Origin of the sequence: Shewanella mangrovisoli, from assembly GCF_019457635.1 — a bacterium.
Lineage (GTDB): Bacteria > Pseudomonadota > Gammaproteobacteria > Enterobacterales > Shewanellaceae > Shewanella > Shewanella mangrovisoli.
In genome coordinates this window covers 4,061,748-4,075,005 of record NZ_CP080412.1, presented here as the reverse complement: position 1 = coordinate 4,075,005, position 13,258 = coordinate 4,061,748, and the positions used below count along the sequence as shown (strand labels likewise).

Below are 13,258 nucleotides of genomic sequence, written 5' to 3'. Positions count from 1 at the left end.
GCTGAAGCGCGCAGCTGACGGTATTAACTGTACCTGATGCTGTCACTTCATCCGAGGTAAAAGCCCCTGTTAACCAACAGGGGCTTTTATTTCGTTAATAGCCATTACACCACTGGCGCTCACAGGGGATCCCATCTCCATCACCGTCCATTTGCGTGTTCGGACAGTTCTTGATGTAAAACGTGGCTTCGGCGCAGGAGCCCATATGGCTGCAATGGGTTTTGCCTGCCTCGCAGTGAAATTGAGTTTGAGGCGCTGATAGCGGCTGGGTTTGAGGCTCATACAGGGGCGTTGTTTCTATCTCTGTGTTATTAGGGGCCTGAGCTATCTCATATTCGGTATATTTTTTAAAACCAAATATTCCGATGCCAAAGATTAATAACAGTGGCAGCAGGGTATTTGATAGGGAGCGACTCGGGGGATTTGTATTGCGGCGTGGGCTTTTATTGGTGTTAGCTAAGACGGCGACCCCTTCGATAGAGGCCTTGATGGCTTTCACTTTGCCATCATTTTGTACTTCGGTGCGATACAGAATGCTATCGCCAACCCGAGGTTTTCTCGCCATGTGCTTAAGCACGGTAATATGGATAAAGACGTCTTTACCCTGTTGTTCCGGTTGAATAAACCCGAATCCCTTTTCATCGTTCCAACGAACTAGAATGCCTCTTTCCATGAGTTTGCTCTAAGTGCTTAATTTACGTTCTTTATATGTGGGATTGGCATTAAGGTCAATGGTGATATTTGGGATGTGACAAAGATTATTGCACCAGCTTGTTGGCTTTTTTAACTACATACATGGCTTGATCCGCATAGTTGATCAGGCTCTTAGCATCGGTGCCGTGGCAGGGATAAATGGCCGAGCCTATGCTGACCCCAATGTGCAATTGATGTTTATGGATAATGTAAGGTGCCGTGAGTGCTTGGGTGATTTTGCGGATCAAAATGGGCACACTTTCCTCATTGGGTAAGTGTTCCAACAGAATCACAAATTCATCACCGCCGAGACGAGTAATGGTATCGATTTGCCGAATGCTACCTGTGAGCCGCTTCGCCACTTCCTGCAATAACTTATCGCCAACATCGTGGCCAAATTCATCGTTGACTGGTTTGAAGTTATCTAAGTCGAGAAACAGAATGGCAAAGATCCCATCGGCTCGCTGCGCATGGACGATCGCCTGCTCCAATTTGGTATGGAATAACACCCGATTCGGAAGATTGGTGAGGGCATCATGGTGGGCAATGTGGCGTAAATGTTCTTCTTCGGCTTTGCGCTCCGAAATATCGGTTATCACAATCACGAAGTGAGTCAATCGGTTATGCTCATTCCTTACCGTGTTTATCCGCACACTTAAGGGCAGATAACCCGATGCGGTTTCCTTGATAAGTTCACCCTGCCATTGCTCTCCTTGTTGTAGCAGATTGCACATGGCCTGATAGGCATCTTCATTCGGATGACCCGTATTGATAAAGCGTGAGGCATCTTGATGCAAATTCTGCTCAGTTAATCCGGTTATATCGGTAAATGCCTGATTGATAGAGATAATGCTCATCAGTGGATCTGTGATTATGATGCCGTCCGTGCTGGCATTAAACACGGTTGCAGCCAGCCTCAGTTTATCTTCGGCCTGCTTACTGCTGGTCAAATCCATAAAATAGGCGACCCCTTCTTGGGTGCTGCTATTTAAAAAGCTTGCACCTAGCATGACAGGAACATGGGCACCCGTTTTGCTAATAAGCTGTTTTTCATACTGATGACAGTGGCCAAGTTCGATAAGCTCGGCGATCGCGATGTTATCCCTCGCCTCAAACTCAGGTGGCGTGAGTGAGCGCCAGTTGATCAGACCCGCGGCTAAGTCTTCACAGTCAAAACCTAACATATGGAGAAAATGATCATTGGCATCGTGGATGGTGCCATCGAGCTGCCATGAAATAATGCCTATGGTGTCGGAATTTTTAAGGCTGCTAAAGCGTGACTCACTGATTAATAGCTGTTTTTCAGATTTTGCAATGTTGCGAATGATCTGCCTGCTGACCAAAATACCTATGCTGATAAAGAGTAAGACGACTCCTAAGCTGATTAACCAGGTAATGCGTTTTACCCAGCGAGCGCCTTCGCTCAGCACTAAGGAGAATTCAATTTCTAAACTGAGCAGTTCTTCATTTAACTGGATAAGCTGCTGGCGATATTGGCTAAGGTCTGGTGGACTGCCACCAAATTGGGATACCTCATCGTGCATCGAGTCTGCCAATAACATCATAGTGTTAAATCTTTCGTCGGCGAGGGTCCAAATCTCTACAGCCCGTTGCATATAGTGAGTGCGGTTAAAATGCCGAAAAAACCAAATTAAAGACTCAGTATCCCTTTCATCATTCAAACCTTGGATAAAGCCTTCTTTGGCCTTTAACTCATCGATTGGCGAGGCGAGTAGGGCCTCGCGAGCTTGCCTGTCGCCTAGCATCACAGCCGTTGCCGCTAGATAACGTTGATAGTCGACTTCGTTTTTGTTGTAGGAATAGTGGATAAGGTAAAACGTGGCATCTTTTTGCGCTTTGGCCCAGAGTCCTTCGCCCCTGACATAGGTGCGCACACCATCGAAAATATTGCCCTGAATATAGACGAGGACGACGAGGGTGATGCAGATCCCGATAAACATGCCAATAATCAACAGTACCTTAGCGACGGTAGAGCGCGACTGTTGCTGCAATGTACCTATGAGTTGCCTTAACTTGCCACTCATCCTGAACTCCTAGCGCCACGGCTAGGTTGGCGAGGAAAAGATAGGCGCATGTTAAGTTGAAGATGGTTATTAACCTGTTGGTTTTTCATCTGTTCCTTGGATAGTCTTTATCGCAGTAGGCGATAGTGGTCCCCATAATTAACTAATTTGGTCTCCCTATTTCGCAGAATTAAGTATGACTGTAGCAAAGGCTAAAGCACTTTCAAGTTAACCAAATGAAATACTGTAATTTATAAGCGAGTTACCTATTGTTCGTGGGCAATGCTTTGGTCGATTTCAGTATGGGCCTGCTGTTTGTAGCGTTCGAACAGACCTTCCTGTTTCATTTGTTTGAGGGTCGCGCTGAGTTTCACTGTCAATGCTTTATGGCGTTTATGCAGGTAACCGAAACTGATGAGTTCCTCCAACTCACCCACGGGGTGAATTTTACTGTGTTGGAATTCAGCATGTTGCAATACGTTTTCCCCAATTGCTTCGGTATCTATGTAGATGTCGATTCTGTCTCGCTGCATACGGCGAAAGGAATTGATGGGGGAAGAGGAAGTGGTTAGCCGATCCGCTGGTACTAGTCCTTCAAGTTTCTGCTCGATATAGAAAATTCCTCGATAATATTCAATTCGGTAAGGATGGTTGAGCAGTGAGCCCCAGTCAGTTAGTTGGATATTGGGGTTGATGGCATAGGCGGTGAGTTTACTTTCGAGTATGGGTTCTTCTACACGAATTAAATTCTTATATTTCAACCCGTAGGCAAATACTCTGGCGGGTTCCCCATCGACTTTCCCTGTATCGGCCATCATGCTGGCGCGTATGGGCGGAACCACTTGATAACGAAATTGATAACCTAGGCGAGCAAAGGCCTCGGTATAAATTAATTCGCCCCAGCGAAAATACAGGTTATCGGAGGGATCTTCATAAAACGCCATGGTGATAGTGGGCAGATTGCCTGTGGTGAGTGTCTCGGCGCTGGTGTCGTTCGCCTTAATTGGCAAGCACAAGGCCAGACTCAATGATATCCCCAGCAGCATCTTTAACAGATAAGCCATGTTTCCCTCGGCGTGACTAGGTGTATCCATACGGCATCCTTAACCTTTTTAATTGCTTAAAGTATAGCCAGTCCTACTTTTTCGGTTCAGGGATTTTTACCTCTTGTTGATTGCCTCCATGGCCGAAGCAATGGCGCGAGTGGCGCGAAGCAGGTAATAACTGTGATCTCGATACGGACATTTTGTCCTTTTGCTCATAATAACGTGCGATATGGCACATAAATTTGAAACATAACTGCTGGCGGTGATTTTTTATTCAGCAGAGTTTGAGCTCGATCCGCTTTTTATCTGTGAAGACAGCGTTAAATCCGCGTCATCAATTCGTTGACTCGGGAAGGAAAAATGAAGCCGCTCCAGACAGTAGCAGGAAAGCGAGCCAAGGTTTATTTATCAGGGATTTGGTTATTACCCCTCTGTGGTTTATCAAACCTAGCCATGGCCGACAGCGCGGATAATATCGAGCGTTTAGAAGTGCGTGGCAGGCAAATTAATACCTTAGGCCATAGTACTTCGGCATCGGAAGGGATAGTGGGTGCGGCGGAAATCGAGAGTCGCCCGCTACTGCGCACGGGTGAGATCCTCGAGTTTGTCCCTGGAATGATCGTCACTCAGCACAGTGGTTCGGGTAAGGCGAATCAGTATTTTCTGCGCGGCTTTAACTTAGACCATGGCACAGATTTTAATACCCGTGTCGAAGGTATGCCGGTCAATATGCGGACTCATGGCCATGGTCAAGGTTATACGGATCTTAACTTTTTAATCCCCGAGTTGTTAGGGGAAATCCGTTACGCCAAAGGAGCTTATTATCCTGAAGTGGCGGACTTTTCCGGCGCGGGTGCGGCGCAAATTCTGCTCGCCGATGAACTCGCTTATCGCCAAGTTGGGGTGACCTTAGGGGAATACGGTTATCAACGGCTGGTGGCGACTCAGGATATGAAGGCCGAGGTCGGCCGATTTATTTTAGGAACAGAATTGCAGGCTTACGATGGCCCTTGGAGTGATATTAAGGAGGATGTCAGCAAGATCAATGTGGTAGGTCGCTATCTTACCAAGCTCAATGGCGGGGACTTTAGCCTCACCATGATGGCCTACGACAATAGCTGGAATTCGGCGGATCAAATTCCTGCGCGGGCGGTGGAGTCTGGGCTGATTGATTTTTACGGTTCACTCGACACCGATGTGGGCGGTGAGGCCAGTCGTTACAGCATTTCGGCCAATTATGACGCCGGCAACTGGCAGGCCAATGCCTATGCCATTCGCTCGACCATGGATCTGTTTTCAAACTTTACTTACTTCTTAAACGATCCCATTAATGGCGATGAATTTGAGCAGGTCGATGAGCGAACCATTTGGGGCGGCGATATTAAACGCGACTGGCAAATGAGTCTGGCGGGGACACAAATCAATTACAGTCTAGGTGCCGATGTGCGCTACGACGATATTGGCGCTGTGGGTTTATATAACACTAAAGCACGGGAACGCCTCAGCACTGTGAGGCTCGATGAAGTGCAGGAACTCTCTACGGGATTGTTTGGCAAGGTGGAGTGGTTGCCTGCTGACCAATGGCGTTTAAATTTAGGCTTGAGATACGACTATTTCGATGTGCAGGTCGATAGTGATAATCCCCTCAATAGCGGTGATGCTTCCGATGGCATGTTGAGCTTAAAGGCGGGCGCTTCCTACCTAGTGAACGATAATTTGGAACTCTACATGAATGCGGGGCAGGGATTGCATTCTAACGATGCCCGCGGTGCAACCATTAAGGTTGACCCTGTCACGGGCGATCTGGTTGAAAAGGTCGATTTGTTAGTGCGCTCCAATGGCGGTGAGTTTGGGGTCAAATACTATGATCGCGACTTTATTAACTTCTCGGCGGCGCTTTGGTATTTGGAACTCGACTCTGAACTACTCTTCGTCGGCGATGCGGGCAATACCGAACCCAGCCGCGCCTCTGAGCGTTACGGCGTTGAAGTCACGGCCTATTATTGGCTTAACGATGATTTGAGCTTAGATATGGAACTGGCCTGGACCCGTGCCCGTTTTACCGAAAATGAACTCGATGAAGGCAAATATGTCGATGGCGCAGTGCCCTTTGTTGGCAGTGCGGGCATTACCTATCGTCCCGATAGCGATGGTTGGTATACCAGTGTCAGGCTGAGATATTTAGGTGAGCGGATCCTCGATAGTTTTGATGAACATAAAGCCGATGATACTACCTTAGTGAACTTTGCCCTGGGTTATCAGATATCGGGCTTCGATACTAAGCTCGAGCTATTGAATATATTTGATAGCAAAGACCACGATATCGATTATTTCTACGAGTCTCGTCTAGCGGGTGAGCCAGCTGAAGGTGTGGAAGACTTGCATTATCATCCTGTTGAGCCGCGCATGGTGCGGGTGAGTGTCAGTTATCGTTTCTAACTCGAGTGACCATTCTTGAGTGACCATTGCTAGCGCCAATCGATACGCTAAGTTTGTTCCGCACCTAGGATAAACTTAGCGTTTTCTATTCTGTTTACTGCAATCATTTCGACATCTAGTTGCAATAAAAACGCCATTAAAATCACGCCAGTTCGTCATATAAAGCATTGAAAATGTGGGCGCCTCTTAAGGGAATACCCTCATACACTCAATAATAAAATCGGTGATGAACGTGATGAATATTAAACGGATCGCTGCAGCTATCTCCTGCAGTTTAATGACGGTTGTAGCCCACGCTGCAGTCTTACCCGCAACTCAAACTGACAGTCAGTGGTTTAAAGACAGTGCAGCCAATGTTGCGGCTAAAGCGCAGGTTGAAACCAAGAAAACAGCTAAAAACGTGATTCTTTTTGTCGGCGACGGCATGAGTATTTCAACCTTAACTGCCGCCCGTATTCTGCAAGGACAGCAGCAAACGGGTAACCAAGGCGGTGAAGAAAACTTCTTAAGTTTCGAGCAGTTTCCTCACACGGCGTTAGTGAAAACCTACAACACTAACCAGCAGACGCCCGACTCCGCAGGTACCATGACCGCCATGGCGACTGGGGTGAAAACCAAAGCCGGTATCATCTCGATTTCTGACACCAGTTTACGTGGTAACTGTTTGTCTTCTAAAGGCAATGAACTCGTTTCTCTGGTCGACCTTGCCAATGCTAAAGGCTTATCGACGGGGATCGTCACGACTGCCCGTTTAACTCACGCGACGCCTGCTGCGACTTACGCAAAATCACCAGAGCGTGATTGGGAAGGCGATTTTAACCTGCCTGCCGAAGCCGTTGCTAACGGCTGTACCGATATCGCCAGCCAACTGGTGATGCGCGATGAGGCCAACTCACTTAGCGTGGCACTGGGTGGTGGTCGCAGCTACTTCTTGCCAAAAGAAGTCACTGACGGTGAGAACAAAGCCGGTAAACGTAAAGACGGCAAAGACCTGACTAAAGCGTGGGTCGAAAACTTCAGCAAAGCGGCTTACGTGTGGGACAAAAAAGGCTTCGATGCTATCGATGCCGCCAATACCGATCACTTACTTGGCCTCTTTAACCCATCCCACATGGAATACGAAGCAGACCGCGCCGATGACGTTGGTGGTGAGCCATCACTTTCAGAAATGACCGCGAAATCCCTCGAGATTTTAAAGAAAAACGATAAGGGCTTCCTGCTGATCGTGGAATCGGGTCGTATCGACCATGGTCACCATGCGGGCAACGCTAGCCGCGCCTTGACCGATGCGGTTGAGTTATCTAACGCCGTGAAAGCCGCAGTGGATGCAACCAGCAGCGATGATACCCTCATCATGGTAACCGCTGACCACAGCCATGTATTTACCATTGCAGGCTACCCCAAACGCGGTAACCCGATTTTAGGTTTAGTCCACGATGTGGATGGTTCGTTAGCCCTCGCTAACGACGGCAAGCCTTACACTACGCTGGCCTACACTAACGGCCCAGGCGCTGTGGTTGGCGTGCGTGACGACTTAACCTCAGTCGATACTCAAGATAAAGACTTCATGCAACAAGCACTTATCCCAATGGAAAGTGAGACTCACGCCGGTGAAGACATCAGCTTACACGCAATGGGCCCAGGTTCGAATCTGGTGCAGGGCGTGATTGAGCAGAACGTGATCTTCCACATTATCAACCAAGCCCAGCAGCTTGGCGGCACTAAGTACTAATAGGTCGTCTGCGACCTACAGTTCTCACTTTTGGAGTTAAAAATGAATAAGAAATTACTGGTACTCGCAATCTCTGCCATGCTGGGTTTAGCCGCATGCGGTAGCGATGGTGACAATGGCGCGGCAGGTACGCCGGGTTCGAATGGTTCTAACGGTTCCAATGGCAGCGACGGTAAAGACTGGACCGCAGTCAACCAATGGTATGTCGATGCACAGGCACGTGTGACTAAGGCCGATGGCCTGAGCGTGAACAACGATGTGGGCGCGGCGAAAAACGTGATCCTATTTGTCGGCGATGGCATGGGTGTTTCGACTATCACTGCAGCGCGTATTTTAGAAGGTCAATTAAAGGGCAAGACGGGTGAAGAAAACTCTTTATCCTTCGAAACCTTGCCTTATGTCGGTTTATCTAAGACCTATAACGTCGATGGTCAAACACCAGATTCTGCGGGCACTATGTCGGCGATGATGACTGGGGTGAAAACCGATGTCGGCGTGATTTCACAGGCCGAAGGCGTAGTGCGTGCTAACTGCGCATCGACTAAAGATCAAAACTTAGTGACATCACTGGAACTGGCCGCCATGGCGGGCATGTCTACTGGTGTGGTGACTACGGCGCGTTTAACCCACGCAACGCCTGCGGCAACCTATGCCCACGTGCCTGAGCGTGACTGGGAAGCCGACTCAAACCTGCCAGCCGAAGCCGTGACCAATGGTTGTAAAGATATCGCCGCGCAAATGCTCGACTTTAACTATGGCAATGGCTTAAACGTGATGATGGGCGGTGGTCGCCGCAGCTTTATCCCCAAAACCTTGATTGATCCAGAAGGTAAAGCGGGTAAGCGTAACGATGGTCGCGATCTGACTGCCGAATGGTTAGCTAAGTACACTAATGCGGCTTACGTTCAAGACAGAGATGGTTTCCTCAATGTGGATGTGAAGAGCACTGACCATTTATTGGGTCTGTTCAACTCATCCCATATGGAATACGACTACGACCGCACCGAAGCGGGCGTAACGGGTGAGCCATCGCTCGCAGAAATGACTGCCAAGTCGATTGATATTCTGAAGAAAAACACCAAAGGCTACGTGCTGATCGTCGAAGCGGGTCGTATCGACCATGCGCACCATGCCGGTAACGCCGCTCGTGCCCTGTACGACACAGTTGCGTTATCTGAAGCAGTCCGTGTTGCGATGGAAAAAACCTCGGCAAACGACACTCTGTTAATGGTGACGGCTGACCACAGCCATGTGTTTACCATCGCAGGTTATCCAACCCGTGGTAACCCAATCCTTGGCTTAGTGAAAACCAACGATGCTAATGGTATTGCCGAAGTGACTAACTCTACCGATGCTAACGGTTTACCTTACACGACAGTAGGTTATGCCAACGGTATGGGTTATGCGTCATTAGCGACGGGTGGCGATGAGCGTTATAACTTCCCAGTGGATGCAGGCCGTAAGGACTTGAACTTTGTAGATACGCAAAGTGCTGGTTTCCATCAAGAAGCCCTAGTGCCATTAAGCGATGAAACCCATGCGGGTGAAGACGTGGCGATTTTTGCCCGTGGCCCCAGCTCGGATCTGGTCCAAGGTACGGTTGAACAAAACCATATCTTCCACGTGATGAACCGTGCGGCAGACTTAGTCGCGAAAGCGGAAGCTGCAATGGCGGCGAAGTAAGCCAAATGCCGATGGCGGGCAGTCCTGCCATCGGCTTTTATCTAACTGTCTGTAAAGACGTTAGTCAGTAATGCGAGTCATAAAATTAGCGTGTAAGTGAGAAATAACATGAACAAACTCCTCTTAGTCACTCTGGTATCGACGTTAGCCTCCCCTGTGATGGCCTTAGCCACTCCCGTTAGCGCTGCTTCTGCGTATCAGGCCAATGCACAATGCGCAACACTTGAGGCCAGCCATTTAAAAGCCCAGTACCAAGTCACTAATGCTAAGGGGCAAAGTTGGCAGATGACCCTGCTAAGAGACGGACAAGATTTTATTATTCAACGGGATAACACCACCTTTGAACAATGGGCACCCAATGGCGAATATGTGCGTTATTTCCCCGCTGAAAAACGCTCAGTCACCTATCGCAAGGGTGACTTAAGGGCGCTAAACATTCAGCACGACCGCGATCAGTTGTACCATGTAGTGTCTCCGGCATTGCCTGCTAACTTGGCAAAAACTGAGCTAAAACAATTGCCTTGTTTTGCGGCTCAAGGCTTTGCGGGTAAAGTGAATGGCTTGGACAGCCAGCTCGACTGGATTGCCAGCATTGAACTGCCACAGCAATTTAATTTAGGTGAAGTTTTAAGTTATCAGTTGCTCAAGGTTGAGCCTTACAGCCACGAAGCATTCGCTGCTTTAACCCAGAATTATCAAGACATTGACTTTGCTGATGTGGGCGACAGTGAGTCCGACCCCTTTATCGCCAAGATGATCAACCAAGGCTTTATCGAACACGGTAGCAGTGGTTTTTATAACAGCGAAGGCCATGCCATTGAGGCGCAAGGCGGCCACGGCAGTCATTCGCACTAATCCAGCATGTTGGTTTTCACAAAACGCCCGCATTCGGGCGTTTTGCATTTTTGGGGAGGACGCTGCAATAATTTACTATTCGAGCCAAGATCTCGGCGGCTAGAATGAGTAGTATCTAAAGTTGTGTTTGCCGAGTGAGATTAAGCTTGCCCTATGAGCCGTGTGACTCCCGTTGAAAATATCAATTACTGGCGCCATCCCAGCCTCTCGGGCATTGAACTGAGTCAGGCGGAATTTACGCATTTCAGTTTTGATAAACACGTGCATCTGGATTATCACTTAGGCGTGGTGACTCAAGGGGCGCAGCAATTTATCAATAAAGGCAGTCGTTATCAGCTCGGGCAACATGGGTTATCGACCCTCAATCCCGATGAAACCCATGATGGACAAAGCCGCGATGCCGAAGGTTATCGGGTTAAGGTGATGTCGATCCCCGTGGAGTATATGAACAACATTAGCCAAGAGATGGGGCTCAAGGCTCATTTCTTTAATGCGCCCATGGTGGATGATCCCGCTTTATATCAATACTTTATCCAGTTACATGATGTGCTTATCCAAGGCCAATGCTCTGAGCTTGCGGCCGAGTCGCACCTGCTGAACTTTATGCAGCTGTTATTGACGCGCCACCCCACTGGAATGCTGAATTTACGGCAGGATAGGGGGTTATCATGGCAGCAGTTAAATCGCATCAAACAGAAAATTCACGATGAGCCGTGGCAAAACACTCAGCTCGAGGCGTTGGCCGATGAGGTTAACCTGAGTAAGTTCCAGTTTTTACGCCAATTTAAACTGGCGACTGGAATGACACCCCACGCCTATCTAAAGCGAGTGCGATTAGAGTTAGCGAAAAAGTCCTTAACCCATGGCGCCTTAGTGGCAGATGTGGCGCAGCAGTTAGGCTTTTTCGATCAGAGTCATCTAAATAAGGCGTTTAAGCAGGCCTTTTTACTCTCACCCGTCCAATTCCAGCGGCGCATGCTTTAATAGCATTGGTATAATTTGTCTCGGTAAATTAACCGCGTGCAATTTCTTACAATGCAGTTGCAGCAGGCTTGGGCATACTGGTGTTCTTATCTGTTTTTGCGGAGTCCTATTGATGGATGTATCCCTGTTAGTCACCTTAGCCGTTATTCATTGTGTAGCCTTAGTCAGCCCTGGGCCGGATTTTGCCATTATGGTGAAGGTTGCTACGTCGCAGCCACGAAACACCGCAATTGCCACGGCGGCGGGAATATCTGTGGCGATTTTAGCCCATACCATTTTGAGTTTAACTGGCGTCAGCTTAGTGATTAAAAGCTCCCATACCTTGTATCTGTTAGTGCAATTGCTGGGCGCTTCGTATTTGGCGTGGATGGGATTTGGTGCGCTTAAGGCTGCTGTGACCTTTTTCAGTAAACCCAAAACCGTATTGAACGGCGAGGGCGCAAATCCCTTTGGATTTGCAACAACCTCTGAAAACAGCGTTGATATGCCCACGGTGGGTGCGGTAAACGCCTTATCACCTAAACAGGGTTTTATGAGGGGGCTTTATACCAATTTATTGAATCCAAAAGCCTTAGTGTTTTTCTTAACCTTGTTCTCCGCCTTGATCACCCCGAGCGTGACACCCGTGACTAAATTTGCCGCCGCGCTGATGTTATTTGTGTTGTCACTGCTCTGGTTTGGCTTTCTGGCGCTGATGCTCTCAAAAGCCAAGGTGCAGCAAAAGCTGCAACGACTCACGCCTATTATCGATGGGGTGATTGGGGTGATCTTTATGTCGGTAGCTGTGGCGATAGTCTCGAGTTTGCTGTTGGCTTAAGGTGCTGCTAGCGAGGCTGTGATTCGACTTTTAACACATAGGCTTGGGTGGGATTGTGTGTGTTTATCCCTCCTTAGCTATGGTATCCTTGCCAAGTCTTAATTTGGATGTTTTTGACTTTAAAGGAATAAATCATGTCTTGTCGCCCGTTTTATCAAGGTTTTTCAGCGGTTAATCGACTTTCGCGTTTAGGGCTTTATACGGGCTTGCTGCTAGGGAGTCTTAGCACTGCCCCCCAGGCTCTGGCTGCCTTAGAGGCGGAATACGTGCCGCAGGTGCAAGCCTTGATTGATGCGGCCAAGGCGGGTGATCGTCAGGCGATTGCCGAGCAAATTTCTTATCCCCTCCAGCGGGAATACCCGCTCCCCGATGTGCAAAATCCACAGCAATTGCTGACGAGATTTCAGCAAGTCTTTGATAGCAAGTTGCTGAGTCAAATCGCCAATTCGACCACAGAGAATAACTGGGAGACTATGGGTTGGCGCGGCATCATGCTCGATCACGGCAGTGTCTGGTTGGATTTCGATGGCAAAATCTCGGGCATTAACTACCAAAGCCCAGAGGAAGCTAAGTTAAGGGATGAACTGATCGCGCAGCAAAAAGCGATGCTACACGAGAGTGTACGCGAGTTTGCTAGCCCTGAGCTGGCGTGGGAAACCGCGCGATTCATCATTCGTGTCGATGCCCTCGACCGTCAGCAATACCGTTATGCCGCCTGGGCAAAGGGCAAATCCATGAGCGAGAAACCTGATTTAGTCCTCAAAAAGGGGAAGTTAGTTCTCGATGGTAACGGCGGTAATCATTCCTTCCAGTTTAAAAGCGGCCCCTATCTCTATGTCTGCGATGTAATAGTGCTGAGCGCCGAAGAAAGGCCCATAGGTGAGCTGTTGGTTTACAAGAACGACCAACTGCTGGTGCAGGAAGCCGTGGTTAAAGCGCTATAGCCTAATCGAGCCAATCACTTAAGGCTGATCCGGGAGGCAAT

The 13,258-nt window shown here is 48.6% G+C and carries 10 protein-coding genes; 7 read left to right on the top strand and 3 right to left on the bottom strand.

The features are described 5' to 3' along the window. Nucleotides 1–94 precede the first annotated feature (94 nt). The 3 genes from K0H60_RS17765 to K0H60_RS17755 form a co-directional block, all read right to left on the bottom strand. Nucleotides 95–673 (bottom strand): excalibur calcium-binding domain-containing protein, encoded by a 579-nt coding sequence (locus tag K0H60_RS17765; protein WP_220056555.1) that lies wholly within the window; start codon nt 671–673, stop codon nt 95–97. Between the two features lie 85 nt (nt 674–758). Beyond that, nucleotides 759–2,738 (bottom strand): sensor domain-containing diguanylate cyclase, encoded by a 1,980-nt coding sequence (locus tag K0H60_RS17760; protein ID WP_220056554.1) that lies wholly within the window; start codon nt 2,736–2,738, stop codon nt 759–761. A 245-nt stretch (nt 2,739–2,983) separates the two neighbouring features. Further along, entirely contained in the window at nt 2,984–3,811 is an 828-nt protein-coding gene (locus tag K0H60_RS17755) for a type 2 periplasmic-binding domain-containing protein (protein WP_220056553.1), read from the bottom strand. Nucleotides 3,812–4,123: 312 nt separating this feature from the next. On the opposite strand from K0H60_RS17755, the gene K0H60_RS17750 reads away from it, so the two are divergent. The 7 genes from K0H60_RS17750 to K0H60_RS17720 all read left to right on the top strand — a co-directional run bounded on the left by K0H60_RS17750 (nt 4,124) and on the right by K0H60_RS17720 (nt 13,217). Continuing rightward, complete coding sequence (locus tag K0H60_RS17750; RefSeq protein ID WP_258405763.1) at nt 4,124–6,202, top strand: TonB-dependent receptor; 2,079 nt, start codon at nt 4,124–4,126, stop codon at nt 6,200–6,202. 235 nt (nt 6,203–6,437) lie between these two features. Next, nucleotides 6,438–7,934 carry an alkaline phosphatase family protein gene (locus K0H60_RS17745; RefSeq protein WP_088210392.1) on the top strand — a complete coding sequence of 499 codons (1,497 nt, stop codon included), beginning with the start codon at nt 6,438–6,440 and terminating at the stop codon, nt 7,932–7,934. Nucleotides 7,935–7,976: 42 nt separating this feature from the next. Then, complete coding sequence (locus K0H60_RS17740) at nt 7,977–9,617, top strand: alkaline phosphatase family protein (RefSeq protein WP_220056552.1); 1,641 nt, start codon at nt 7,977–7,979, stop codon at nt 9,615–9,617. Nucleotides 9,618–9,725: 108 nt separating this feature from the next. Next, nucleotides 9,726–10,472 carry a hypothetical protein gene (locus K0H60_RS17735; protein WP_220056551.1) on the top strand — a complete coding sequence of 249 codons (747 nt, stop codon included), beginning with the start codon at nt 9,726–9,728 and terminating at the stop codon, nt 10,470–10,472. A gap of 153 nt (nt 10,473–10,625) precedes the next feature. Further along, nucleotides 10,626–11,456, top strand: a complete 831-nt coding sequence (locus K0H60_RS17730; protein ID WP_220056550.1) for an AraC family transcriptional regulator — start codon at nt 10,626–10,628, stop codon at nt 11,454–11,456. A gap of 112 nt (nt 11,457–11,568) precedes the next feature. After that, nucleotides 11,569–12,273 carry a LysE family translocator gene (locus tag K0H60_RS17725; protein ID WP_220056549.1) on the top strand — a complete coding sequence of 235 codons (705 nt, stop codon included), beginning with the start codon at nt 11,569–11,571 and terminating at the stop codon, nt 12,271–12,273. 134 nt (nt 12,274–12,407) lie between these two features. After that, nucleotides 12,408–13,217: a hypothetical protein gene (locus K0H60_RS17720; RefSeq protein WP_088210136.1), complete on the top strand. Its 810-nt coding sequence runs from the start codon at nt 12,408–12,410 to the stop codon at nt 13,215–13,217. Nucleotides 13,218–13,258 lie beyond the last annotated feature (41 nt).

What these genes read in the sequence shown, in the direction of transcription:
- K0H60_RS17760 (WP_220056554.1), bottom strand. Translation starts at nt 2,738, where the DNA reads ATGAGTGGCAAGTTAAGGCAACTCATAGGTACATTGCAGCAACAGTCG.
- K0H60_RS17720 (WP_088210136.1), top strand. Translation starts at nt 12,408, where the DNA reads ATGTCTTGTCGCCCGTTTTATCAAGGTTTTTCAGCGGTTAATCGACTT.
- K0H60_RS17755 (WP_220056553.1), bottom strand. Translation starts at nt 3,811, where the DNA reads ATGGATACACCTAGTCACGCCGAGGGAAACATGGCTTATCTGTTAAAG.
- K0H60_RS17735 (WP_220056551.1), top strand. Translation starts at nt 9,726, where the DNA reads ATGAACAAACTCCTCTTAGTCACTCTGGTATCGACGTTAGCCTCCCCT.
- K0H60_RS17765 (WP_220056555.1), bottom strand. Translation starts at nt 673, where the DNA reads ATGGAAAGAGGCATTCTAGTTCGTTGGAACGATGAAAAGGGATTCGGG.
- K0H60_RS17745 (WP_088210392.1), top strand. Translation starts at nt 6,438, where the DNA reads ATGAATATTAAACGGATCGCTGCAGCTATCTCCTGCAGTTTAATGACG.
- K0H60_RS17730 (WP_220056550.1), top strand. Translation starts at nt 10,626, where the DNA reads ATGAGCCGTGTGACTCCCGTTGAAAATATCAATTACTGGCGCCATCCC.
- K0H60_RS17725 (WP_220056549.1), top strand. Translation starts at nt 11,569, where the DNA reads ATGGATGTATCCCTGTTAGTCACCTTAGCCGTTATTCATTGTGTAGCC.
- K0H60_RS17750 (WP_258405763.1), top strand. Translation starts at nt 4,124, where the DNA reads ATGAAGCCGCTCCAGACAGTAGCAGGAAAGCGAGCCAAGGTTTATTTA.
- K0H60_RS17740 (WP_220056552.1), top strand. Translation starts at nt 7,977, where the DNA reads ATGAATAAGAAATTACTGGTACTCGCAATCTCTGCCATGCTGGGTTTA.